Here is a 23,553-nt window from a genome sequence, read left to right as displayed (position 1 = left end):
CACGAACGGAGACACGTGACCGCCACCGACCGAGCCCTCGAGCTCGCCGTCATCGCCGCCCGGGCGGCGTCCGACCGCAAGGCCGAGGAGATCATCGCGCTCGACGTGAGCGAGCAGCTCGTCCTGACCGACGTGTTCCTCATCGCCTCGGGGTCGAGCGAGCGCCAGGTCTCGGCGATCGTCGACGCCGTCGAGGAGGCCATGCACAAGGCCGGGTCCAAGCCGATCCGCCGCGAGGGCAAGCAGGAGGCCCGCTGGGTCCTGCTCGACTTCGGCGACGTCGTCGTGCACGTGCAGCACGCCGAGGACCGCGTGTACTACGCGCTGGAGCGGCTGTGGAAGGACTGCCCGGTCGTCGAGCTGCCGGAGGACGCGCGCGGCGGCGACGGCACGGCCGACGACACCGACGACACCACGCGCGGCGACGGCGCCATCCGCCTCTCGGGGGAGCCCCTGGCGTGACCGCCGGCACGCTCGTCCTCCTGCGCCACGGTCGCACCGCGTACAACGCGACGATGCGCCTGCAGGGGCAGGTCGACATCCCGCTCGACGCCGTCGGGCGGTGGCAGGCGGAGCAGGGCGCGAAGGCCCTCGCGAGCGCGCACCGCGCGACGCGCGTCGTCGCGTCCGACCTCGTGCGCGCCGCCGACACCGCGCGCGCGTACGCGGCGGCGATCGGCGCGGACGTCACGTACGACCCCCGGTTGCGCGAGCGCGGCTTCGGGGAGTGGGAGGGCCTCACGGGGCCGGAGATCGCCGAGCGCTGGCCCGAGGAGTACGCGGCGTGGCGTCAGGGCGAGGAGCCCGTGCGCGCGGGTGCGGAGTCCAAGGCCGACGTCGCGGCGCGCCTCGTCGCGTCCGTGACCGAGCACGTGGAGTCCCTGGAGCGGGACGACACGCTCGTCGTCGTCTCGCACGGCGCCGCGATCACGCTCGCGGTCACCGCGCTGCTCGGCCTGGACCCGGAGGGCTGGCGCGGGATCTCCGGGCTGCACAACGTCCACTGGTCCCACCTGCACCGCTCGGCGCCCGCCGCGACGCCCGCGTGGCGCCTCGTGGCGCACAACGTCGGGGCCGGGTTCCCGCTCGACGAGTGGAACGCGGGACCGGATTGGAATCTGGAGCCGGTTTCTGCGTAGACTAGCGACGCTCCGCAGGACGGGAAACCGGCCGGAGGAGTGCATGACCTGGATCTTCACGGATTCACGGGGCTGTGGCGCAGCTGGTAGCGCACCTGCATGGCATGCAGGGGGTCAGGGGTTCGAGTCCCCTCAGCTCCACCCGTAGAGCCGGACGGGAGCACGCACCATCGAGAGATGGGCGGGCTCCCGTCCGGCTTTTCTGCGTCCTGCGCCGCCCGGTGCTCGCCGGTGGAGGCCGCGGGTCTTGGCGCGGCCTGCCGCGCCTGCCACGCTGGTGCGGTGCGACGGCGCTCCGCCCGTCGCGCGGGTACCCGGGGGAGGGCACGCGATGAGGCCACTGCGCTACGCGATCAACGTCACGCTCGACGGCTGCTGCCACCACGAGGCGGGACTGCCGCCCGACGAGGAGTCGATGCGGTTCTGGACCGAGGAGACGGAGCGCGCGGACGCGCTGCTGTTCGGGCGGGTCACCTACCAGATGATGGAGGCGGCGTGGCGCCGTCCGGCGTCGGGCGCGTGGCCGGACTGGATGGGGGAGCGGGACGTCCCGTTCGCGGAGGCGATCGACGGGGCGAGGAAGCACGTGGTGTCGAGCACGCTGCGCGAGGTCGACTGGAACGCCGAGCTCGTCGAGGGCGACCTGGGTGACGCGGTGCGGCGGCTCAAGGAGCAGCCGGGCGGGTCGCTGTTCGTCGGTGGCGTGACGCTGCCGCTCGCGCTCGCGGACCTCGGGCTGATCGACGAGTACGCGTTCCTCGTGCAGCCGGTCCTGGCAGGGCACGGGCCGACGCTGCTGTCGGGGTTGCGCGAGCGCATCACGCTCGAGCTGGTGGACCGGCAGGAGCTGCGCTCGGGCGCCGTCGCGGTGCGGTACCGGCCCGCGACGGGCGTGCCGTGAGCCGGGACGACGACGCCCGGCGCGGCAGGTGCCGGCCGGGCGCTCGTGCGGGAGGAGCGGGGACTACGACGTGCTGACGTGCACGTGGTCGAAGTGGTTGGCGGTCGCGCCGCCGCGGTCCTCCATGCCGGACCACGCGCTCGCCGGGTCGCCGGCCATCCAGATCTTCTGCTGGTAGATGAGGTAGGTGATGCCGAGCGAGCCCGCGTTGGCCTGCAGGTAGCGCGCGATGTCCCAGCCGGTCTCGCCGCTGATCATGATGTCGACGGCGCGGCCCGTGCCGTGGTCGCCGTCGTCGCCGGGGCGGATGCCGCCGAACGTGGTGACCTGGGGGAAGTTCGCGCACACGGAGCGGTAGACGGCGCGCGCGTTGGCGCGCAGCGACGACTCGATCCCGGTGCTCACGGAGCACGCGGCGTCCGAGACGCCGCCGGCGCTCGACCCCCCGGCCGCGGCGGCGGCGACCTGGGGCGCCTCGGGCTGCGACTGCGCGAGGAAGCTCGACTTGATCCACGCGGCCGCGCCGTCCCAGACGATCTGGGTCCAGTCGCCCTCGGTGACGCCCGTGACGTCGACGGCGGCGCCGAACTCGGTGGTCGCGACGCGCTCGGCGTCCGGGGACGGCGCGGAGCGCACGTTGACGGCCTCGGTGGTCCAGAGCTGGCCGGTCACGGGCGGCAGGGGCGGGGGCGTCGGGGCAGCCTGGGCGGCCGGCACGACGGCGATCTCCGCCGCGGTCTCGACGACCGGGGGCTCCTGGGGCGCCGTGGGCGGCGCGACGCGCTCGGACGAGCGGCTGGCGGCTCCCGTGCCGCGTTCCACGCTCGCGCCGGCGGTGGGCTCGACGCTCAGCGGAGCGCGGTCGGGGTTGCCCTCCGCGGGCTGGGGGCCCGCACCCACGGCGCCCGCGCCGAGCAGCGTGACGAGCGCCAGCGCGGGGAGCTTGAGCGACCGGACCGGCAGCGTCGGCAGGGCCGGGAGCCGGAAGGAGCGCGCGGTGGCGGGGGCTGCGCTGTGGCGGCCTCGGGACATGGTGCGCTCCGGTTCTTCGTGGGTAGGACGCGCCAATGTAACCAAACCGTGATCTGAGAAGTCCAGTCGGACATTCCGCGCAGCGCGCCCGTTCGACTCATGAGCGGCAGCGCTGAGTCGTATGCGCCGCAGTCGTTGGACGGGCGAGAGGCGCGTTCCTACGCTGGAAGCATGACCGTTCCCTCTGTACCGACCGTGACGCTCAACTCCGGTCACACCATCCCGCAGCTCGGCTTCGGCGTCTTCCTCGTGCCGCCGGACGAGGCCGAGAAGGCCGTGAGCGAGGCCCTCGAGGTCGGCTACCGCCACATCGACACCGCGGCGATCTACCGCAACGAGGAGGGCGTCGGCGCCGCCATCGCGAAGAGCGGCGTCCCCCGCGACGAGCTCTTCGTCACCACGAAGCTCTGGAACGACCGCCAGTCGGGCGAGCAGCCGCACGACGCGATCCGCGAGAGCCTCGACAAGCTCGGCCTCGACCACGTCGACCTGTACCTCACGCACTGGCCCGCGCCCGAGCAGGACCAGTACACGAACGCGTGGGCGAAGCTCGTCGAGATCCGGGACGCGGGCCTCGCGCGCTCGATCGGCGTCTCCAACCACCTGCCCGAGCACCTCGACCGGATCGTCGCGGACACGGGCGTCGTGCCCGCCGTCGACCAGATCGAGCTCCACCCGGCCTACCAGCAGCGCGACGTGCTCGCCTGGGCCGACGCGAACGGCACGAAGATCGAGGCGTGGGGGCCGCTCGGCCAGGGCAAGTACCCGCTCTTCGAGAAGCAGGCGGTCGTCGACGCGGCCGCCGCGCACGGCGTGACGCCCGCTCAGGCGGTGCTGCGCTGGCACCTGCAGCGCGGCTTCATCGTCTTCCCGAAGTCGTCGCGCAAGGAGCGCATGGCGGAGAACTTCGACCTCTTCGGGTTCGAGCTCACCGCCGACGAGGTCGCCGCGATCGACGCCCTCGACACGGGCGACGGCTCGGGCCGCGTGAGCGCCCACCCGTCCGAGGTCAACTGACCCGGTCGCCCGCGGCCTCCCGCGAGGCAGCACGCACGACGAGGGGCGCCGTCCGGTCGGACGGCGCCCCTCGTCGTGCGCTGGTGGAGAGGCGGGTCAGCCGCACTCGTCGCAGATGCCCGTCGCGGGCAGGACCGTGAAGCACGTGGGGCACACGGCCGGCGGCTTCTCGGGCTCCGTGGAGCGGGCGGTCGTGCGGCGCGGCGTGCGCGTCGCGGGCGCGGCCTTCGCCGTGGCCCGACGCGCGGGCGCGGGCGCCGCCGCGGGGGCGGCACCGGGCACGTCGAACCCGCGCTTGCGCAGCAGGTCCGCGACGCCGACGGGGCTGCTGCGGAACTCCTCGGCCGTCGCGACGCGACCTGTCGCGTACCGGTGCGCGACGCCGAGGATCGCCTGCGCGTCGTAGACGCGGTCGTCGTGGACGAGCGGGGTGCCCGGGGACGCGGTGAAGCCGTAGACCCCGAGGAACGCGTCCCGGCCCCGGTCGTCCCAGTCCGCGAGGGCCTGGAGGATGTGCTGCCGGGTCACTGCCGAGAAGGTTGCCACGGCACGAGCCTAGACCGCCCCGCGGGACCCCTCGGACGGGCGGACGCGTGACCTTCCGCACGCGCCTGTGCCGGACCACGCGCACCTCCGGTCAGGGCACGGTGTACCCGGCAGCGCGGAACATCTCGTACCACTCGGCGCGCGTGAGCGGGACCTCGGAACCGAGCGCGGCTCCGGCGACCCGGTCGGGGCTCGTCGTGCCGAGCACGACCTGCATCCGCGCCGGGTGGCGCGTGATCCACGCCGTCGCGATCGCGATCGGCGGCACGTCGTACCGGTCGGCGAGCCGGTCGATCACGGCGTTGAGCTCGGGGTACTTCTCGGAACCCAGGAACACGCCCGTGAAGAACCCCGCCTGGAACGGCGACCACGCCTGAACGGTGATGTCGTGCAGGCGGCAGTAGTCGAGCGTCCCGCCGTCACGGCTGACCGACTGGTCGAGGGCCTGCATGTTCGCCGCGACGCCCTGCGCGACGAGCGGCGCGTGCGTGACGGAGAGCTGGAGCTGGTTCGCGACGATCGGCTGCTCGACGTACCGGCGCAGCAGCTCGATCTGGCCCGGCGTGTGGTTCGAGACCCCGAACGCGCGCACCTTTCCCGCGGCGTGCAGGTCGGAGAACGCGCGCGCGACCTCCTCGGGCTCGACGAGGGCGTCGGGGCGGTGCAGCAGCAGGATGTCGAGGTAGTCGGTGCGCAGGGCCTCGAGCGAGCCCTCGACGGACGCGACGAGGTGCTGGTAGGAGAAGTCGAAGTACGGGCCCTCGGGCACGATCCCGGCCTTGGACTGGATGACCCACTCCGCGCGCTCGGCGGGAGAGAGGTCGAGCGCCTCGGCGAAGCGGCGCTCGCTGCCGTGGAGGTCGGAGCCGTACACGTCGGCGTGGTCGAGGAACGTGATGCCGGCGTCCCGTGCGGTGCGCACGAGGGTGCGGACCTCGTCGTCGGTCTTGTCCTGGATGCGCATGAGGCCGAGCACGACGTTCGGCACCACGAGGTCGGTGCCGGGCAGGGTGAAGGTCTTCATCGGTGGTGCTCCTTCGCGGAGTGGGCGGTCCCGCCCGGGGGCGGCGTGCAGGGTGGCCCGGAGGGCCGGTCGGGGCTGCTCGAGCCTAGGAAGCGATAACCTAGAAGTCCAACAACTAGTATTTGTCATATAGAGAACTGTGAGTGGTCAATGGATCTTCGTCAGATGGAGTACCTCGTCGCCCTCGCGGACGAGCGCCAGTTCACCCGTGCCGCCCAGCTCGTCGGCGTCTCACAGTCGGGGCTCTCCGCCGCGGTCCGCAGCCTCGAGGAGGAGCTCGGCGCGAGCCTGTTCACGCGGACGACGCGGCGCGTCGAGCCCACCGAGGCCGGTCTCGCGCTGCTCCCGCACGCTCGCTCCATGCTCGCGCAGGCGGCCGCCGCTCGCGACGCGGTCGTGCGGGCGACGCACGCGCTGTCCGGCTCGTTGCGCGTCGGCTCGGAGCAGTGCCTCGGCGTCCTCGACGTCACCGCCCTGCTCGAGCGCTTCCACCGCCGGTATCCGCAGGTGGAGATCCACTTCGCGCAGGCGGGCTCGCACGACCTCCTCGCGCGCGTCCGGGAGGGCGACCTCGACGTCGCGTTCGTCGCGACCACCGAGCACCTGGGGCCGCTGTCCCAGACGGTCCTGGGCAGCGAGCCGCTCGTGCTCGTGTGCGCGCCCGAGCACCCGCTCGCCGGGAGGGGCCGGGTCGAGTGGTCCGACCTCTCGGGCCAGGAGTTCGTCGACTTCGACCCCTCGTGGGGCGCGCGGCCGGTCAACGACGCGACGTGCGCCGCGCACGGCGTCCACCGGCGCGTGCGGTGCTCGGTCAACGACGTGCACACGCTCCTCGAGCTCGTCGACCGCGGGCTCGGCATCGCGCTCGTGCCGCGCCACGTCGCGGGCAAGCCGGAGGCCGAGCGCCTCGTGACGCTCGCGCTGCCGGAGGGCGGTGCGCCGAGCTGGGTCGTCTCCGTCGTCACGGGGCGCTGGGACCGCGGCGCCTCGGCCGCGCCGCAGCTCCTGGAGCTCCTCGCCGACGCCCCCGCGTGTCGCGGCGTCGAGGTCGCCCGGACGGGCGCCGCCGCCCCGCGCGCGAGCGTCGAGGCGCCGAGCCCTGCCGTCGAGGCCGTGGCGGAGGCCCGGTGACCGCCCCCGCGGGCACCGACGCACCGCTCTTCCCGCTGCGCAGCGTCGTCCTCGGCGCGTTCCTCCCCACGCTCGTCCTCGAGATCGGCGTGGGGGCCATGCTGCCGGTCGTCGCCGTCACGGCCACGGGACGGGGCGCGAGCCTCACGGTCGCGGGGCTCGTGGCCGCGCTCGTGCCGATCGGCAAGATCCTCTTCGACCTTCCCGCCGGGGCGCTCGCCCAGCGCCTCGGCGACCGTGCGGCCATGCTGCTCGCCGGGGGCGTCGCGGCGGTCGCCTTCGCGACGATCGCGCTCACCCCCAGCCTGTGGGGCCTCGCGGCGGGGGTCCTCGCGCTGGGTGCGTCGACCGCGGTCTTCAACCTCGCCCGCCAGGCGTACCTCACCGAGATCACGCCCCCGCTGCGCCGGGCCCGCGTCCTGTCGACGCTCGCGGGCGTGCACCGGATCGGGCTGTTCCTCGGCCCGTTCGCGGGCGCGGCGGTCATCGCCGCGACCGACGTGCGCGGCGCCTACTGGCTCGGGACGGGCGCCGCCCTCACCGCGGTGGTGGTGCTCGCCGTTGTCCGGCCGGACGACGCGGAGGCCGGGCGTGCGCGGCTGCGCGGCGCCCGGGCCGTGCCGCGGGTCGGCATCGCCCGCGTGGCGCGCGACCACCGCCACCTGTTCGCGACGCTCGGCGTGGCGATCCTCCTGGTCAGCGCGGTCCGCGGGGCCCGGCAGACCGTCATCCCCCTGTGGGGCGAGCACCTGGGGCTGGACGCCGAGGTGACGTCGCTGATCTTCGGTGTCTCCGGCGCGCTCGACATGCTGCTCTTCTACCCGGCGGGCAAGGTCATGGACCGGTTCGGGCGCCTGTGGGTCGCCGTGCCGTCCATGCTCACGATGGCCGTCGGTCTCGCGGTGCTGCCGCTCGCGCACACCGCCCCCGCGCTCGCGGTCGTCGCGGCGGTGCTCGGGATCGGGAACGGCATGGGCTCGGGCATCGTCATGACGCTCGGCGCCGACGTCGCGCCCGCGGACGTGCGGCCGACCTTCCTCAGCGTGTGGCGCCTCTTCCAGGACACCGGCGACGCCCTCGGCCCGCTCGTGCTGTCGGCCGGTGCGGCGCTGGGGTCGCTCGCCGCGGGCGTCTGGGCGACGGCGGCGCTCGGCGCGGGCTCCGCGGCCGCGCTCGCGCGGTGGGTGCCGCGCCACTCGCCGCTCGCGAACCTCGTCCGACGGCGCTAGATCCAGTCGTGCTCGCGGGCGTAGCGGGCCGCCTCGTGCCGCGTGCGCGTCTGCGTCTTCTGCATCGCGCTCGAGAGGTAGTTGCGGACCGTGCCGGGCGCGAGGTGCAGGCGGGTGGCGATCTCCGCCACGGAGTAGCCGTCCCGCGTCACGCGGAGCACGTCGAGCTCGCGGTCCGTCAGGGGCACGTCGTCGATGAGCGCGGCGGTCGACACGTCCTGGTCGACCCAGCGCCGGCCCGCGTGCAGCGCCGCGACGACCTCGGCGATGTGCGTCGGGTCCGCCGACTTGCTGACGAACCCCTGCACACCGAGCCGCAGCGCCTTGCGCAGCACGCCCGGGCGGGCGTGGCGCGTGAGCATGAGCACGACCTGGTCGGGCAGCGAGCGGCGGACCTCCGCGACGGCGGCCAGGCCGTCGACGCCGGGCATCTCCAGGTCGATGACCAGCACGTCCGGGCGGTGGGCGAGCGTGGCGCGCACGGCGTCCGCGCCGTCGACCGCCTCCGCGAGCACCGTCACGTCGCCCTCGAGGGGGAGCAGCGCGGCGAGCGCGCGGCGCAGCAGGGCCTCGTCGTCGGCCAGCACGACGGTCGTCACGACGCCGCACCTCCGGGACCGGGCAGCCCGCCTCGGTCCGGCGGCGGGAACGCCGCGGCCGTGCGGAACCGGCCGTCCGCCACCTCCGCGGTGAGGACGCCGCCCGCGTCCGCGACACGCCGCGCGAGCGTCGCCAGGCCCCGCAGGGTCGGCGGGACGTCCGTCGGCACGCCGTCGTTGACGATCGTGATCCCACGCTCGGTGAGCGCGACGTGCACGAGGGTCGCACGCGCGTGCCGCAGCACGTTGGTCGTCGTCTCGCGCAGCACCTGGCTCACAAGGTCGTCCGCCTCGTCGCGGACGTCCGCGGTCCGGTCGACCCGGACCTGGATCCCGGCCGCCTCGAACAGCCGACGGGCGTTCTCCAGCTCGGCGGAGAGGTTGAGCCGGCGCTGCCCGTACGCGAGGTCGCGCGCCTGGGCGATCGTGTCGCCGACGAGCGCGTACGTCTCGCGCAGCTCCTCCTCCGCCCGCGCCGGGTCCGTGCCGACGAGCCGGCGCGCGAGCGCGATCTTGAGCTTCACCACGTGGAGGGTGTGGCCCTGGATGTCGTGCAGGTCGCTCGCGAAGCGCATGCGCTCGCGGACGACGGCGAGCTCCGCCTCACGCTCGCGCGCCTCCTCGAGCTCGCGCATCAGGTCGTAGAAGCCCTTGTTGGGGAACCGCAGGGCCACGAGCACCACCGTGAGGCCTGTCGGGACGATGACGAGGGACACCAGCCCGTCGGTCGTCACCGGGCCCGCCGCGAGCAGCCCCCAGGCGCCGACGCCCCCGACGTACGCGACGAGGCCGACGGCGGCCCCGGCGCGATGCCGGGGCAGCTCGGGGACCACGAGGCAGCCCACCACGGCGACGGCGTAGTACGCCGCCTGCACCTCGCCGCCCACGTCGAGCACCCCGTACGGCCAGACGGCGGCGGCGACGGTGAGGCACGGCACCGCGACGCGGCCCAGGTCGCCCGCCGTCCACCGCTCGAACGCGACGACCACCGCCACGACCCCCAGCGTCAGGACGAGCGCCTGCTCCCACGTCTGCGCCTGCCGGGCCACGAGGAGCACGCCGACGACCACGAGGACGGGCAGCATGGTGACGAGGTTGAGGCGGCGGAAACGGCGCGGCGTGCCGCGCAGCGCGGGTCGGTCCGGGGCCGGGACCGGGGGCGGCGGGAGCGGTCCTGCCGGTCGGGCCGGACCGGGCGCGGGGCGCGCCGTGGAGGGCGCGCGCGGCGCGGGCAGGTCGTCCATGGGCGGCTCGCAGGTCCGGGGCTGGGTCTGACTGCCAGTATCCGGGCGGTGCCGGGCCTCGGCCAGTGACACCGTGTCATGCCCGAGGGGTCAGGACGTCACGGTCCGGACCTGACGGCACGGCACTGGGCGCGCGCCGCCCGCGCGGGTGTGATGGACGCATGACCTCCCACCCCGTCATCGACGTGGACGACCTCGGCGTGCGCTACGGCGACGTCGACGCCGTCACGCACCTCTCGTTCCAGGTCGAGCCCGGCGAGCTCTACGCGCTGCTCGGCACGAACGGCGCCGGCAAGACCTCGACCCTCGAGGTCGTCGAGGGGCACCGCGCGGCGTCGTCGGGCTCCGTGCGCGTGCTGGGGTCCAGCCCCGCCGACCGCCGTGCCGTGCGTCCCCGCACCGGCATCATGCTCCAGGAGAGCGGGTTCTCCCCGGACCTCACCGTCACCGAGACCGTCGCGCTGGTCGGTCGGCTCTCCGGCCGCTCCGACACGGTCGACCGCGTCCTCGGGCTCGTCGACCTGCGCCGCACGGCGCGGACGCGCGTCGCGCAGCTGTCCGGCGGGGAGAAGCGGCGGCTCGACTTCGCGACCGCCGTCTATGGCCGCCCCGAGCTGCTGTTCCTCGACGAGCCCACGACCGGTCTCGACATCGCGTCGCGCGACGCGCTCTGGGCCGCGGTGCAGGAGCTGCGCGACGACGGCGCGACCGTCGTGCTGACGACCCACTACCTGGAGGAGGCGCAGCAGCGCGCCGACCGGGTCGGCCTCATGCACCGCGGCCGGCTGCGGCACGAGGGGACGGTCGACGAGCTCACGCGCTCCCTGCCCGCCTCCATCCGGTTCTCGCTGCCGGCCGACGCGCCGACGCCGCCCCGGCAGGCGGCGCCCCTGGCGGACCGGTCGTGGTCGATCGAGACGTACGAGCTCCAGCGCGACCTCAAGCAGCTCCTCGACTGGGCGGACGCGGGCGGCGTCGAGCTGCACGGGCTGTCCGCCGCGCCGACCCGTCTCGACGACGTGTTCCGCGCCGTCACCTCCGACCCGGCGTCGTCGTCCTCCTGACGGCGCGCCCCCTGAACCCGAGAGGACCCGTACCCATGCTCCCCATCGCGCACAGCGAGCTGGTCCAGCTCGTGCGCAACCGTCCCGTGCTCGTCACGTCGCTGCTCATGCCGGTGGCCGCGAGCGTGTTCTTCATCGGCTTCCGCGACGTCTTCGCCCGCATCGGCAGCCTCGGCTACGTCGCTGCCGTGCTCGTCATGACGATCGCGGCGTTCAGCCTCTACGCGACGACCGTGACCACCCTGGCCTCGCGGCGTCAGAACCTCTTCCTCAAGCGGCTGCGCTCGACCGCCGTGGGGGACGCGGCGATCCTGTCCGGCCTCGTGCTCCCGGTGAGCGCGATCGCCGTCGTCCAGGTGACCGTGATCCTCGCGGTGTTCGCCGCGGTCGGTGGCGCGCCGCACGACGCGCCCCTCCTCGTGGTCGCGGTCCTCGCGACGTTCGCGATGCTGCTCGCCCTCGGTATCGCGACCGCCGGGATCACGACCTCGCCCGAGCACGCCCAGGTCACGACGCTGCCCCTGAGCCTCGGCACGGTGGTGGTCTCGAGCTGGGTGGGCATCACCGGGACGGAGAGCCTGCCGCTGCTCAAGCGGCTCCTGCCCGGGGGCGCGGCGACCGAGCTCGTCGTGGACGCCTGGAACGGCGGTGCCTCGCTCTCCGACTCGCTCCTGCTGCTCGCCCCGACGCTCGCGTGGGTGGTCGTGGCCGTCGCGCTCGCGGGCCGCATGTTCCGCTGGGAGCCGCGACGCTGACCTCTCCGGACCGCCCTCGACCGCACGCGCACCCGGCGCTCTCGGCCTCGCCCGACGACCACGTCGCTCGCCGACATCCTGCACGGAAGGACGCACCATGGACGACCGCACGCCCCGCCCCGTACCCGCCGCACCCGCCGACCCGGCCGGGGGAGCCGCCCGCGACGACCTGCTCGTCGTCGACGACCTCTTCCTGCTCCTCCTGGACGACGACGGCGCGTCGATCCAGGCGGCCGGGACGCTGTACTACACGCTCGGCGGGGCGGTGCTCACCGAGCTCGCGCTGCTCGGCCGCGTGGAGGTCGACGACACGGGCGTCCTCAACGGGCCGCGCGTCACCCCGGTCGGCGACGGACCGTTGCCCGACCCGCTCCTGCAGGCGGCGTTCGACACGGTCGCGGCGAAGACCCAGCGGGTGCAGCCGCTGCTCGTCGCGCTCGGCGCCGACCTGTGGCGCGAGGTGATCGAGCGGCTGGTCGCGCGTGGCCTCGTCCGCCGGGAGGAGCGCACGGTGCTCGGGCTCTTCCGCACGACGCGCTGGCCCGCGGCGGACGCCGAGCACGAGGCACGTCTGCGGGCCCGGGTCCGGCGCGTGCTGGAGGACGGCGAGGCGCCCGACGCGCGCACGGCGGCGATCGTCGGGCTGCTCTCGGCGAGCGGGGCGCTCCCGTCGCTCCGGCCGCCCCTGCCGTGGAACTCGGTCACCGCGGCGCGGGCGCAGGAGCTCCAGCGCGGCCGGTGGGGGCCGGAGGCCGTCGCCACGGCGGTCGCGCGCACGGCCGCGGCGATCACGGCGTCGACGGCCGCGGCCGCCGTCGCCGCCGCCGCGGCGGCCGGGCGCTGACCCGGCGCGGTCCGTCGTCCGCCCGACGGTGCGGCCCGGCGGCCGTCTCGGGCGACCCGCCCCGGGCATCCAGGCGCGCGACGCCCCGCTCAGACGAGCGTGAGGACGCCGAGGACCCCGACCGCGAGGGCGAGGACGAGCGAGACCGCGATGAGCACGACGTGCACGGTGAGGAAGCGCGTCGCGCGGCCGTCGGCGTCGCGCGAGCGGGGGTCCTTGGCGATGCGCTGGAGGAAGCGCGGCCAGATGAGCAAGTTCCAGGCGGCCGTGACGAGCAGGACCACGGACCAGACGACGGGGATCTCCACGTCCCGAGCATGCCAGGGGGCGTCGGGCGCCTCGGGCGGGGCGACCGCGGGCAGGGTGTGGGATCCAGCACATCGACGCGGGCGTGAGGTGAGGCTAACCTCTCTCGTGGTCGACGCGCTCGCGGGGCCGCCGTTCCGCCCGGGGAGCCGGGTGCCGCACGAGGAGCCGCCGGTGTCCGTCAAGACCGTCAAGCCCCAGGACGCGCACGTCGTCACGCTGAGCGTCGTCGGGCGCGAGCGGGTCAGCCCGAACGTCGTGCGGGTCACGCTCGGGGGAGACGAGCTGGACCTCTTCACCCCGCTGGGGTTCGACCAGTGGTTCCGGCTCTTCCTCCCGCGCGAGGACCAGGACGCGCTGCGGCTGCCGACCCGCGCGTCGGGCCTCTGGTACGTCCAGTACCTCGCCACGCCCAGGGCACGCCGCCCCTGGGTGCGGAACTACACCGTGCGCGCCGTGCGCCCGGACCTGCGCGAGCTGGACGTGGACTTCGTCGTGCACGGTGACGCGGGCCCCGCGTCGTCGTTCGCGCTGTCCGCCGAGCCGGGGGACCGGGTCGGACTGCTCGACCAGGGGATCGGCTACCACCCGCGCGTCCCGCACGACTGGACGCTCCTCGTCGCCGACGAGACCGGGCTGCCCGCGGTCGCGGGGATCTGCGAGTCCCTGCCCGACGACGCGCGCGGCCTCGCGCTGGTCGAGGTCCCCGAGGAGTCGGACGCCCAGGAGTTCCGCGTGCCCCCGGGCGTCGAGCTGCGCTGGCTGGCGCGCGACGGCGCGCGGCCCGCGGGTGGCGGCGACCACGCCCCGCTGCCGGGCCGCCTCGCGCTCGACGCCGTACGGTCGGCCGACCTGCCCGCCGACCCCGTCTACGCGTACGCGGTCGGGGAGTCGGCGCTCGCGACGGGCGTGCGCCGCCACCTGGTCAACGACCGGGGCGTGCCGAAGGCGCAGGTCGACTTCGTCGGGTACTGGCGCCACGGGCACGCGGCGTCCGCCTGACGTGCCCCGCGCGCGCCGTCGTGCGCGGGGCGTCGTGCGGCGGGCCGGGCCGGTCAGACCCGGCGGAGCTGGCGGAACATCGGGCAGTCGAACGGGTCGCGTGCCGAGAGCCCCACGCGGTTGAGGTACCGGACGACGATCGCGTACGACTGCACGAGGCTCGTCTCCGTGTACGGCAGGCCGAGGTGCGCGCAGTGCTCGCGCACGATCTCGCGCGCCCGGGCGAGGTGCGGGCGCGGCATGCTCGGGAACAGGTGGTGCTCGATCTGGAAGTTGAGCCCGCCCATGAGGATGTTCATCCACCAGCCGCCGCGGATGTTGCGCGACGTGAGGACCTGCTTGGACAGGAAGTCGATCTTGCTGTCGGCGGGGATGATCGCCATGCCCTTGTGGTTGGGGGCGAACGACGCCCCCATGTAGACGCCGAAGACGGCGAGCTGGACGCCCAGGAAGGCGGCGGCGAGGCCGAGCGGCAGGAACCAGACGACCGCGCCGACGTAGAGCGACAGGCGCAGCGTGATGGTGACGATCTCGATGACGCGCGTGCGGATGTCGCCGCGCGCGCGGCCGCCGGCGAGGAGCGAGCGGAACGCCTGCACGTGCAGGTTCACGCCCTCGAGCGTCAGGAGCGGGAAGAACAGCCAGCCCTGGTAGCGGTTGATGACGGCCCGGAAGCCCTTCGCGACCTCCGCGTCCTCCTCGAGGAACACGACGACGTCGGGCGCGATGTCCGGGTCCTTGCCGCGGCGGTTCGGGTTCGCGTGGTGGCGCGTGTGCTTGTTCATCCACCACGAGTGGCTGATGCCGACGACGCCGTTGGCGAGCACCTTCCCGAGGCGGTCGTTCGCCCGGCCGGACGCGAAGACCTGCCGGTGCGACGCCTCGTGCGCGACGAACGCGAACTGGGTGAGGATCAGGCCGAGCGCCCCGGCGACGAGGAGCTGGAACCACGAGTCGCCCAGGAGGACGAACCCGGCGACCGCGCCGCCGAGCGCGAGCGTGAGGACCCCGAGGGTCCACAGGTAGTAGGCGTGCGTGCGGTGGAGCAGGCCCGCGTCGCGCACCGTGCGCGACAGTGCGCTGTAGGTGCTGGTGACGGCGCCAGGTTCGTCGGTCCGAGGGCGGGTGGCCCGGAAGCCCGGGCGCACTGCGGCAGAGGTCATGTGTCCTCGCAGGGGTGTCGGTGTCGACTTCCCAGCCGCGGAGGTGAGCAGGTGCTCGTCGTGCAGATGACCCCACCCTACGGGACCGTAGGTTGCGCGCGCGAGGGGGCCGGGTGAAGGAGTCGCGAAGGAGCGACACCTCCTCCGGAGGGGTCAGGCGGCGAACCGGAAGGTCTGGCGGTACTCCGTCGGCGTGATCCCGACCGCCCGCCGGAAGTGGTGGCGCAGGAGCGCGGCCGACCCGAAACCGCTGCGCCGCGCGACCTCCTCCAGGTCCAGCGAGGACTCCTCGAGCAGCGACTGCGCGTGCGCGACGCGTTGCGACGTCAGCCACGCGAGCGGGGTCGTGCCGGTCTGCGCGACGAACGCGCGCGCGAACGTGCGCTCGGACGTGTGGGCCCGGCGGGCGAGGTCGCGCACGGTGAGCGGCTCGTCGAGGTGGTCGGTCATCCACTCCAGCAGCTCCCCGAACGAGTCCTCCTCGCACTCGGGCACCGGGCGCTCGATGAACTGGCGCTGCCCGCCGTCGCGCTGGGGCGGCACGACCATGCGCCGGGCGATCGTGTTCGCCACCCGCGCCCCGAGCTCGCGGCGCACGAGGTGCAGGCACGCGTCGATCCCCGCCGCCGTGCCGGCGCTCGTGATGAGGTTGCCGTCGTCGACGAAGAGCACGTCGGGGTCGATGTCGAGGCTCGGGTAACGACGGCGCAGCTCGTCGGCGTGCATCCAGTGCGTCGTCACCCGCCGTCCCTCGATGACGCCCGCGGCCGCGAGCACGAACACGCCCGAGCACACGCTGAGCAGCAGGGCGCCGCGGTCGGACGCGCGGCGGACGGCGTCGAGCACCTCGGGCGGGTAGTCGGTCCCGATGCGGATCGCCGGCACGACGACCAGGTCCGCGTCGTCCGTCGCGGAGAGGTCGTGGTCGGGCACGACGTGCGCGCCCACCGACGTGCGGACGGCACGGCCCGCGACCGGGCCGCACACGCGGAAGTCGAACGACGGGACGCCGTCGTCGCTGCGGTCGAGGCCGAAGACCTCGCACACGACGCCGAACTCGAACGGGGCCAGGCCGTCGCACACGACGGCCGCGACGGATCGCACCATGCTCGGCACGCTACGCCGCTGGCAGGATCTTGTCGAGAGGTGTCAGTGCTGCCACTCGTGGCGCGGGTCGTGGGCCGCGAGGGTGGAGCCATGGACATCTTCTGGGGTGTGGTGGCTCTTCTCCTCGTCGTCGGCCCGACGGTCGCGGCCCTCGCGGTCCGCCGCGAGGACCCGGCCCGTCCGTGGTTCCCCGCCGGGTCCGACGGCGCGTGGCCCGGCGGCGCCGCGTGGGACGCGCGCGGGGACCGGTCGGTGCACGGCGAGCGCTGGGACCGTGACGCGCAGCGGCTGGACGCCGACCTGCGCGCCGCGGCGTCGCGCCCGGCTGAGCCGGCCGCCGTCGTCGACCCGCACGAGGTCGCGGCCGAGCTCGTGCTGCGGCGCGTCGTGCCGAACCCGGCCGTGCGCGACGGCGTCCGCGCCGCTCCTGCCGTGCCGGGCGGGCGCGCCGGGGCGAACGCGCCCGCCGCGCCGCGGCGGCCGGGGACCCGGGGCACGCCGCTCGCGCACTGAGCCCTCGCGTGCGGAGCCGCCCGGCCACGCCGCTCGCGCGCTGAGCCCTTGCGTGCGGAGCCGCCCGGCCACGCGCCGCTCGACCGCGTGCGGCGTCTCCGGACGCACGAACGGCCCGGACCTCGTGGAGGTCCGGGCCGTTCGTGGGGGAGCGGTGTCGCGCTCGGGTCAGGCGCGCGAGCCGACCGCGTCGACGTCCGCGTCGCCCGTGAGCTGGTCGAGGCCCTCGAGCTCGTGCGCCTCCCACGGGGCGTGGCCGAGGCTCGGGATCATCGTCGCGAGCTCCGGGCGCCACTTGGTGAAGCGGGCGGGGAAGCAGCGCTCGAGCAGGTCGATCATCGCGGGAACGGCCGTCGAGGCGCCCGGCGAGGCGCCGAGCAGGCCGGCGATCGAGCCGTCGGACGCCGCGATGACCTCGGTGCCGAACTCGAGGACGCCCTTGCCGTCCTTGTCCTTCTTGATCACCTGGACACGCTGGCCCGCGGTGATGGTCTCCCAGTGCTTGGGGTGCGCCGTCGGCATGAAGCCCTGGAGCGCGGTGAACTTGGTCTCCGGGCTCGCGAGGAGCTGGCCCACCAGGTACTGGGTGAGGTCGAGGTTCTTCAGGCCCGCGCCGACCATCGAGCCGAGGTTGTGCAGGCGCAGCGACGTGAAGAGCCCGAGGTACTTGCCCTTCTTGAGGTACTTGGGGCTGAACCCGGCGTAGGGGCCGAACATCAGGTACGTCTTGCCGTCGACGACGCGCGTGTCCAGGTGCGGGACCGACATGGGCGGCGAGCCGACGTCGGCCTTGCCGTAGACCTTCGCCTGGTGCTGGGCGACGAGCTCCGGGTCGTCCGTGCGGAGGAACTCACCGCTGATCGGGAAGCCGCCGTAGCCCTTCGCCTCCGGGATGCCGGCCGCCTGGAGCAGCGGGAGCGCGCCGCCGCCGGCGCCCACGAACACGAACCGGGCCTCGACGGTCGAGCGGCGCTTCGGGGCGTTCCACGAGCGGTCCTTGACCGTCAGGCGCCAGCGGCCGTCCTTCGTCTTCTTGAGGTTCTTCACCTCGTGCTCGAGGTAGAGCTGCGTGCCCTCCGAGACGAGGTAGTCGACGAGCTGCTCGGTGAGGGCGCCGAAGTCGACGTCGGTCCCGCTCGTCGCGCGCGTCGCCGCGACCGGCTCGTCGCCGTCGCGCTCGGCGACCAGGAGCGGGGCCCACTCGGCGATGACCGCCGGGTCGTCCGTGAACTCGAGCTCGCTGAACAGCGGGTGGCGGCGCAGCGTCTCGAAGCGGCGACGCAGGTAGTCGACGTTCTCCGCGCCGCGCACGAAGGTCATGTGAGGGGTGCGGGAGATGAAGCTCGCGGGCTGCGGCAGCGCGCCCGTCGTGAGCAGGTGGTGCCAGAACTCGCGCGACACCTCGAACTGCTCGTTGATCTTCACCGCCTTGGTGATGTCGATCGAGCCGTCCGGCTTCTCCGGCGTGTAGTTCAGCTCGCACAGGGCGGCGTGACCCGTCCCGGCGTTGTTCCACGGGTTCGACGACTCCTGCGCCACGGCGTCCAGGCGCTCGTAGATGCGCACCGTCCAGGTGGGCTCCAAGACCTTCAGGAGTGCCCCGAGCGTGGCGCTCATGATGCCACCGCCGATGAGGGCTACGTCGATCTGGTCTGCGCTGCTTGCGGGGTTGCTCGCTCGACTCGACACATGTCGATCCTACGCTTGTGAAAGAGTGCACTAACTGTGCGGTGCGTCACGGGCGTGCGTCACACTTTCGCGGGACCTCGGTCCCGAGCCGGGCAGGTCGGACGTCGCGTACCGCGCGATCCGGCCGCGTTCGCCCGGGTCGCACCACGATCTCGCGAGGGAGAGCACGGGTCCCGAGCCGTCCTCCTGCGAGGTAGAGCCGTGGTCTCGCGAGGTAGAGCCGTGGTCTGCGTGCACGAGCCGACCACGCCTCTACCTGGCGGACCTGGGCTCTACCTGGGCCGACCGGGGCTCTACCTCGCGAGGGTGGGGTTCCCCTGCGGCGGGGAGTACGGGGACGGCCAGGGGCCGATCTCGGGGAGGCTCACGGGCTCGCCCGCGAGGCGGGCGGTGGGCTCGGCGCCGGGGGCGCGGCCCGCGAGCCAGGCGGCGACGTCGGTGAGGCGGCCGTGGACGACGACGGCGCCCCGGCCGGGCGCGGACGCGGGCGCAGGCGAGGCCGCGGCCCCGGACGTGGGCTCGGCTTCGGACGCGGGCTCAGGTCCGGCAGCGACGCGGAGGCCGCCCGGTCCGACGCGAAGGGCGCCCGGTCCGACGCGGAGAGCGCCCGGTCCGACGTGGACGCCGCCGGGGACCACGACGAGGTCTCCGGGTTCCCCGTCGAGCGCGACCACGACGTCGTCCGCGAGCCGGACCCCGAGGAAGTCGAGGAGGTGCAGCCCGAGCGCGGGAGGCCAGGAGTCGAGACCGACGCCCGCGTCGAGGTCGACCGCGTGGATCCGCACCTCGCGCCACCAGGCCACGAGCGCGTCCGCGACCGTGCCGTCGCGGTACGTCACCGGCGCGGACCACCCGGGGGACCCGGCGGCGGGCCACGCGGCGTCGAGGCGGTCGGCCAGCGCATCGAGTGCCGCGACGTGCTGCGCGACGGAGCGCAGCGCGCCCGTCCGGATGCCGTCCTCGCGCCCGGCCGCGCCGCCGTCGTACACCTCGACGAGCTCGCCGCGCGCGGCGCGCTCGGCCTGCCGCGCCATGGCCTCGCCGATGGCGGTGACGTGCGCGAGCACGTGGCTGCGCGACCACCCGGGCAGGGCCGACGGCGCGTCGAGCCCGGCGGCGTCGAGCCCGCGCGCCGCGTCGGTCACCGCGTCGAGGGCGGCGCGCGCGTCGCGCCGGACCTCCTCGACGTCGGGCGGGGTGAGGGCGGGGGCGTCGGTCAGGGCCACAGCAGCTCCTTCGTCCAGGTGGTCGGCGCGCCGGACGCCGCGGTGTACCGCAGGCGGGTCTGGCCCGCGCCCGACGACGCCCAGAACTCCACGCTCGTCGGCTCGAGCGCGTACGCGGTCCAGGCGTCGAGGACGAGCCCGGGCTCCGCCCGCACGCGGTCGAGGGCGGCGTCCCATGCCTCGCGGTAGGCGGCGCGGGACGCGAGCGGGGCGCTCTGCGACCCGGCGAGGGCGGTCGCGCGGGAGAAGTCGGACCGGTCCAGGAAGTCGGCGGCGGACGTCTCGGCGTCCAGCGGCACGACGGGTCCTCGCACGCGGACCTGCCGACCGTGCTCGCGCCAGAAGAACGTCAGGGCGGCGTTCGGGTTCTGCGCGAGCGCGACGCCCTTGGGGGAGTCGGCGCGCGTCGCGAAGACCCACCCGTCGCCGTCGACGTCCTTGAGGATGAGGGTCCGGGCGTCCACGCGGCCGCTCGCGTCGGCGGTCGAGAGGGTGGCGGCGTGCGGTGCGGGCAGCCCGGCGTCGATCGCGTCGTCGAGCCAGCGGACGAAGAGCGTGCCCGGGTCGTCGGGTGCGGCGTCGACGTCGAGACCGGGGAGGTCGGGGCCGAGGACGGGCAGGGCGCGCAGGCGCTCGCGCAGGGTCGGGCGGTCGGCGTCGGTCATGCGTCCTCCGAGGTGGTCGGGAGCGGGTCGAGCAGGGCGACGAAGCCCCGCGCGGCGGCGGACATCGCGTCCGGGTCGTCGAGGGCGCGCGCGAGGACGTACCCGCCCTGCACGACGGCGACGGCGGCGTGCGCGCGGTCGCGCGCCGCGTCGTCGGGCAGCCCGCCCTCGACGAGGACGGCGGCGGCCAGGTCGACGAGCCCGCGGAAGTAGGCGCGCACCTCAGCGGCGAGCGCGGCGTCGTCCATGACGGCCTGGTCGCTCACGAGGCGCCCGACCTTGCAGCCGGCGAGCGCAGGCCGCGGGCGTTCGAGATAGCGGACGAGGCGCTCGACGGCGGAGCCCTGCGCGCCCAGGTCGCGGCGCGCGGCGTCGAGGCCCGCGGTCGTCGTGGCGTGCACGGCCGCGGCGGCGAGGTCGTGCTTCGTGGGGAAGTGGTGGTAGAGGCTGCCCTGCCCGACGCCGCTCGCGGCGAGGACCTGGCGCGGGCTCGTCGCGCCGACGCCCTGCGCCCAGAACAGCTCCTGCGCGGCGGCGACGAGGCGGTCCCGGTTCGAGCCGGGCGCCTCCGCGCGTGGCTCGGGTCGCGTGTCGGACGGCATGGTCCGAGCCTAACGGGCGACCATACCTACCGCTAGGTATGTCGCGGACGAGTCTCGGGACCGACGGGGTGCGACCTGCGCCTGGGGGAGAGCGACGGTCTCGCCCCACCGGTCTTGTGGACCGTCACCGACGCGTCGTCGGGCTCCCCGGTCGGCGGAACGCGACGCTGGAGAGACCGTGCACGGGCGCGCGCGGCGCGCGTCGCCACGATCGACCCATGGACCACGACCTCGCCGCGCTGCTCGACGACCTCGTCTCCGCCACGACGCGCGAGGAGGCGCCCTCCGCGGACAGCCTCCTCGCCGTCCTCGCGACCGACGACGACGACCTTCTGGACGTCGTCGCCGCGGCGGCCCGGGTCCGACGCCGGTGGTTCGGCCGGCGCGTGAAGCTCGCCTACCTCGTCAACCTCAAGTCCGGGCTGTGCCCCGAGGACTGCACCTACTGCTCCCAGCGCCTCGGGTCCGCGGCGGAGATCCTGCGGTACACGTGGCTCCGTGCGCCCGAGGCGCTCGGAGCGGCGCGCGCGGGGATCGACGCCGGGGCGTCGCGCGTGTGCCTCGTGGCGAGCGGGCGCGGCCCCACGGAGCGCGACGTGACCCGCGTCTGCGGGGTCGTGGCCCGGATCGTCGAGGAGCACCCCGGCGTCGAGGTCTGCGCGTGCCTCGGGCTGCTGTCCGACGGCCAGGCCGAGCGCCTGCGCGACGCGGGCGCCCACGCCTACAACCACAACCTCAACGCGTCGCAGGACGCCTACCCCGAGATCTGCACGACCCACGACCACGCGGACCGCGTCGCGACCGTCCGGCGCGTCCAGGGCGCCGGGCTGTCGGCCTGCTCGGGGCTCATCGCGGGGGCGGGGGAGACCCCCGAGCAGCTCGTCGACGTGCTCCTGGAGCTGCGGGCGCTCGACCCGGACTCCGTCCCGGTCAACTTCCTCGTGCCCTTCGAGGGGACCCCGCTCGCGGGCCGGCACGAGATCACGCCGCAACGGTGCCTGCGGATCCTCGCCGCCGCGCGGTTCGCGCTGCCCCGGGCCGAGCTGCGCCTGGGCGCCGGGCGGGAGCTCCATCTGCGAGCACTTCAGCCGCTCGCCCTGCACGTGGCCAGCTCGCTCTTCCTCGGCGACTACCTCACGGCGGAGGGGCAGGACGCCGCCGCGGACCTCGCGATGATCGCCGATGCCGGCCTCGAGGTCGAGGAGGTGCCCGGACCCGCCGGGCGGACGGCGTCGTCGCGCGTCGTTCCGCGCCGCCGCGGGGCGGGGACGGACGTCGCTCCCAACGCCTGATCGCCGCGACCGTCGTAGCGTGAGGGCGTGAGGGTGCAGCAGCGGGTGCTGGTGGTCGCGGTCCTCGCGTCGTTCGTGTCGTTCCTGGACGGCTCGGTGGTCAACGTCGCGCTGCCCGCGATCTCCGCCGAGCTCACCACCGGGCCCGTCACGGGTCTCGCGCTGCAGCAGTGGGTCGTCGACGCCTACATGATCACGCTCGGCGCGCTCATCCTCCTGGCGGGGTCGCTGTCGGACGTCCACGGGCGCCGCCGCATCATGGCGATCGGGCTCGTCGGGTTCGCCGTGACGTCGGTCGCGTGCGCGCTCGCGCCCGACGGCCTCGTCCTCGTCGTCGCGCGCGGCCTCCAGGGCGTCGCGGGCGCCCTGCTCGTGCCCAGCTCGCTCGCCATGATCATCTCCACGTTCGACGGCGAGCGGCAGGCCCGCGCGATCGGCTCCTGGACCGCGTGGACCAGCACCGCGTCGCTCGTCGGGCCGCTGCTCGGCGGCGTCCTCATCGACGCGATCTCGTGGCGCTGGGTCTTCTGGATCAACGTGCTCCCCGTCGCCGTCACGCTGTGGCTGCTGCGCGGCGTCCCCCGGTCCGCGGCGGAGGAGCCGGACGCCGCGGCGGGCCCGGGCGGACGACGGCGCATCGACACGCTCGGGGCGACGCTCGCCGCCGTCGGGCTCGCGGGGACGGTGTTCGCGCTCATCGAGCAGGGCCGCTTCGGGTGGGCGAACCCCGTCGTGTGGGGACCGTTCGCCGTCGGGGTCGTGTGCCTCGCCGCGTTCGTGGGGTGGGAGCGTCGTGCTCCGGACCCGATGCTGCCGCCGCGCCTGTTCCAGGTGCGCAACTTCGCGTGGGGCAACCTCGCGACCGCGGCGATCTACGGCGCGCTGTACTTCGGCGGGTTCGTCGTCACGCTCTTCCTCCAGCAGGTCGGCGGGTACAGCGCGACCGCCGCCGGGCTCGCCCAGCTCCCCGTCACCCTCGTGCTCCTCGCCCTGTCGACGCGGTTCGGGGCGCTCGCGGGCCGCTACGGCCCGCGCCTGTTCATGACGCTCGGCCCGATCGTCGGCGGGGCCGGCTACCTGCTCCTGCTCACGACGACCGACGACGCCGTGTACGTCACCCAGGTCCTGCCGGGCCTCGTGCTCTTCGGCCTGGGCCTCGCGATGACGGTCGCGCCGCTGACGTCGGCGATCCTCGGCTCGATCCCCGCGGCCGACGCCGGCATCGGCTCCGCGGTGAACAACGCGGTGTCGCGCGTCGCGGGGCTCGTCGTCATCGCGTTCGCGGGGGTGATCGTCGGCGGCGTGCTCGACCTCGACGGCTTCCACCGCTCGCTCCTCGTCACGGCGGCCTTGCTCGTCCTCGGCGGCGTGCTCAGCTGGGTCGGCATCCGCAACGACCGTGTGCGCGCCACCGGCGCCGGAGGGGCCCAGAGCGGCTGAGGCGGAGTGCCGGCTCGAGGTCC

At 74.7% G+C, this 23,553-nt stretch carries 25 protein-coding genes and 1 tRNA gene; 14 read left to right on the top strand and 12 right to left on the bottom strand.

The features are described from left to right. Positions 1-15: 15 nt before the first annotated feature. From rsfS to MT994_RS05605, 4 genes are all read left to right on the top strand, one after another. Positions 16-462, top strand: a complete 447-nt coding sequence (gene rsfS, locus MT994_RS05620; RefSeq protein ID WP_021482244.1) for a ribosome silencing factor — start codon at positions 16-18, stop codon at positions 460-462. Then, positions 459-1,139 carry a histidine phosphatase family protein gene (locus MT994_RS05615; protein WP_194217070.1) on the top strand — a complete coding sequence of 227 codons (681 nt, stop codon included), beginning with the start codon at positions 459-461 and terminating at the stop codon, positions 1,137-1,139. Before rsfS ends, MT994_RS05615 begins: the two co-directional genes overlap by 4 nt. Before the next feature lie 68 nt (positions 1,140-1,207). Continuing rightward, a tRNA-Ala gene (locus MT994_RS05610) sits at positions 1,208-1,280 on the top strand. A 190-nt stretch (positions 1,281-1,470) separates the two neighbouring features. Beyond that, on the top strand, positions 1,471-2,040 hold the full coding sequence (locus MT994_RS05605; RefSeq protein ID WP_354805458.1) for a dihydrofolate reductase family protein: 570 nt from the start codon (positions 1,471-1,473) through the stop codon (positions 2,038-2,040). A 63-nt stretch (positions 2,041-2,103) separates the two neighbouring features. On the opposite strand, the gene MT994_RS05600 is transcribed toward MT994_RS05605, so the two are convergent. Continuing rightward, positions 2,104-3,072, bottom strand: a complete 969-nt coding sequence (locus MT994_RS05600; RefSeq protein WP_354805457.1) for an SH3 domain-containing protein — start codon at positions 3,070-3,072, stop codon at positions 2,104-2,106. Positions 3,073-3,243: 171 nt separating this feature from the next. Between MT994_RS05600 and MT994_RS05595 the strand changes: the two genes are divergently transcribed. Next, positions 3,244-4,089 (top strand): aldo/keto reductase, encoded by an 846-nt coding sequence (locus MT994_RS05595; protein ID WP_354805456.1) that lies wholly within the window; start codon positions 3,244-3,246, stop codon positions 4,087-4,089. A gap of 96 nt (positions 4,090-4,185) precedes the next feature. Here the strand turns inward: MT994_RS05595 and MT994_RS05590 are convergent, their stop codons facing one another. After that, positions 4,186-4,635, bottom strand: a complete 450-nt coding sequence (locus tag MT994_RS05590; protein WP_354805455.1) for a hypothetical protein — start codon at positions 4,633-4,635, stop codon at positions 4,186-4,188. Between the two features lie 91 nt (positions 4,636-4,726). Next, positions 4,727-5,659 (bottom strand): aldo/keto reductase, encoded by a 933-nt coding sequence (locus MT994_RS05585; RefSeq protein ID WP_354805454.1) that lies wholly within the window; start codon positions 5,657-5,659, stop codon positions 4,727-4,729. A gap of 150 nt (positions 5,660-5,809) precedes the next feature. On the opposite strand from MT994_RS05585, the gene MT994_RS05580 reads away from it, so the two are divergent. Then, complete coding sequence (locus tag MT994_RS05580) at positions 5,810-6,790, top strand: LysR family transcriptional regulator (protein ID WP_354805453.1); 981 nt, start codon at positions 5,810-5,812, stop codon at positions 6,788-6,790. Further along, positions 6,787-8,019: an MFS transporter gene (locus MT994_RS05575; RefSeq protein WP_354805452.1), complete on the top strand. Its 1,233-nt coding sequence runs from the start codon at positions 6,787-6,789 to the stop codon at positions 8,017-8,019. Before MT994_RS05580 ends, MT994_RS05575 begins: the two co-directional genes overlap by 4 nt. Here the strand turns inward: MT994_RS05575 and MT994_RS05570 are convergent. Together MT994_RS05570 and MT994_RS05565 are read right to left on the bottom strand one after the other, a co-directional pair. Continuing rightward, positions 8,016-8,618 (bottom strand): response regulator transcription factor, encoded by a 603-nt coding sequence (locus MT994_RS05570; protein ID WP_074809785.1) that lies wholly within the window; start codon positions 8,616-8,618, stop codon positions 8,016-8,018. The genes MT994_RS05575 and MT994_RS05570 overlap by 4 nt on opposite strands. Continuing rightward, positions 8,615-9,862, bottom strand: a complete 1,248-nt coding sequence (locus MT994_RS05565) for a histidine kinase (RefSeq protein ID WP_354805451.1) — start codon at positions 9,860-9,862, stop codon at positions 8,615-8,617. The genes MT994_RS05570 and MT994_RS05565 overlap by 4 nt, the downstream gene beginning before the upstream one ends. Before the next feature lie 161 nt (positions 9,863-10,023). Here MT994_RS05565 and MT994_RS05560 point away from each other — a divergent pair, with 161 nt between their 5' ends. From MT994_RS05560 to MT994_RS05550, 3 genes are all read left to right on the top strand, one after another. Continuing rightward, positions 10,024-10,926: an ABC transporter ATP-binding protein gene (locus MT994_RS05560; protein WP_354805450.1), complete on the top strand. Its 903-nt coding sequence runs from the start codon at positions 10,024-10,026 to the stop codon at positions 10,924-10,926. Positions 10,927-10,961: 35 nt separating this feature from the next. After that, the gene (locus MT994_RS05555) at positions 10,962-11,681 is read left to right on the top strand and encodes an ABC transporter permease (protein ID WP_354805449.1); all 720 of its coding nucleotides are present in this window, start codon (positions 10,962-10,964) and stop codon (positions 11,679-11,681) included. Positions 11,682-11,778: 97 nt separating this feature from the next. Next, on the top strand, positions 11,779-12,525 hold the full coding sequence (locus MT994_RS05550; protein ID WP_354805448.1) for a GPP34 family phosphoprotein: 747 nt from the start codon (positions 11,779-11,781) through the stop codon (positions 12,523-12,525). Between the two features lie 89 nt (positions 12,526-12,614). Here the strand turns inward: MT994_RS05550 and MT994_RS05545 are convergent, their stop codons facing one another. Further along, complete coding sequence (locus tag MT994_RS05545) at positions 12,615-12,833, bottom strand: SCO4848 family membrane protein (protein WP_086151137.1); 219 nt, start codon at positions 12,831-12,833, stop codon at positions 12,615-12,617. A gap of 172 nt (positions 12,834-13,005) precedes the next feature. On the opposite strand from MT994_RS05545, the gene MT994_RS05540 reads away from it, so the two are divergent. Next, positions 13,006-13,833, top strand: a complete 828-nt coding sequence (locus MT994_RS05540) for a siderophore-interacting protein (RefSeq protein WP_354805447.1) — start codon at positions 13,006-13,008, stop codon at positions 13,831-13,833. A 53-nt stretch (positions 13,834-13,886) separates the two neighbouring features. On the opposite strand, the gene MT994_RS05535 is transcribed toward MT994_RS05540, so the two are convergent. Together MT994_RS05535 and MT994_RS05530 are read right to left on the bottom strand one after the other, a co-directional pair. Then, positions 13,887-14,996 (bottom strand): acyl-CoA desaturase, encoded by a 1,110-nt coding sequence (locus MT994_RS05535; RefSeq protein WP_354805446.1) that lies wholly within the window; start codon positions 14,994-14,996, stop codon positions 13,887-13,889. 153 nt (positions 14,997-15,149) lie between these two features. Further along, positions 15,150-16,103 (bottom strand): helix-turn-helix domain-containing protein, encoded by a 954-nt coding sequence (locus tag MT994_RS05530; RefSeq protein WP_085387675.1) that lies wholly within the window; start codon positions 16,101-16,103, stop codon positions 15,150-15,152. 90 nt (positions 16,104-16,193) lie between these two features. Between MT994_RS05530 and MT994_RS05525 the strand changes: the two genes are divergently transcribed. Continuing rightward, positions 16,194-16,616, top strand: coding sequence for a hypothetical protein (locus tag MT994_RS05525; protein ID WP_354805445.1), 423 nt, complete (start codon positions 16,194-16,196; stop codon positions 16,614-16,616). A gap of 168 nt (positions 16,617-16,784) precedes the next feature. Here the strand turns inward: MT994_RS05525 and mqo are convergent, their stop codons facing one another. The 4 genes from mqo to MT994_RS05505 all read right to left on the bottom strand — a co-directional run bounded on the left by mqo (position 16,785) and on the right by MT994_RS05505 (position 20,798). Next, positions 16,785-18,305, bottom strand: coding sequence for a malate dehydrogenase (quinone) (gene mqo, locus MT994_RS05520; protein ID WP_194520914.1), 1,521 nt, complete (start codon positions 18,303-18,305; stop codon positions 16,785-16,787). 293 nt (positions 18,306-18,598) lie between these two features. Beyond that, a complete protein-coding gene (locus MT994_RS05515) occupies positions 18,599-19,531 on the bottom strand; it encodes a maleylpyruvate isomerase family mycothiol-dependent enzyme (protein WP_354805443.1) in 933 nt (310 codons plus the stop codon). Next, positions 19,522-20,196: a pyridoxal 5'-phosphate synthase gene (locus MT994_RS05510; RefSeq protein ID WP_251176145.1), complete on the bottom strand. Its 675-nt coding sequence runs from the start codon at positions 20,194-20,196 to the stop codon at positions 19,522-19,524. The genes MT994_RS05515 and MT994_RS05510 overlap by 10 nt, the downstream gene beginning before the upstream one ends. Further along, positions 20,193-20,798, bottom strand: coding sequence for a TetR/AcrR family transcriptional regulator (locus MT994_RS05505; protein ID WP_076405601.1), 606 nt, complete (start codon positions 20,796-20,798; stop codon positions 20,193-20,195). Before MT994_RS05505 ends, MT994_RS05510 begins: the two co-directional genes overlap by 4 nt. 218 nt (positions 20,799-21,016) lie before the next feature. Between MT994_RS05505 and bioB the strand changes: the two genes are divergently transcribed. Together bioB and MT994_RS05495 are read left to right on the top strand one after the other, a co-directional pair. Then, positions 21,017-22,090 carry a biotin synthase BioB gene (bioB, locus tag MT994_RS05500; protein WP_251176146.1) on the top strand — a complete coding sequence of 358 codons (1,074 nt, stop codon included), beginning with the start codon at positions 21,017-21,019 and terminating at the stop codon, positions 22,088-22,090. Positions 22,091-22,117: 27 nt separating this feature from the next. Further along, positions 22,118-23,530: an MFS transporter gene (locus tag MT994_RS05495; protein WP_354805442.1), complete on the top strand. Its 1,413-nt coding sequence runs from the start codon at positions 22,118-22,120 to the stop codon at positions 23,528-23,530. Positions 23,531-23,553 lie beyond the last annotated feature (23 nt).

The organism is Cellulosimicrobium sp. MI9406, from assembly GCF_040595865.1.
In the GTDB taxonomy this organism is placed as follows: domain Bacteria; phylum Actinomycetota; class Actinomycetes; order Actinomycetales; family Cellulomonadaceae; genus Cellulosimicrobium; species Cellulosimicrobium funkei.
The sequence above is the reverse complement of the archived record's forward strand: the minus strand, read 5'-3'. Positions and strand labels throughout refer to the sequence as shown.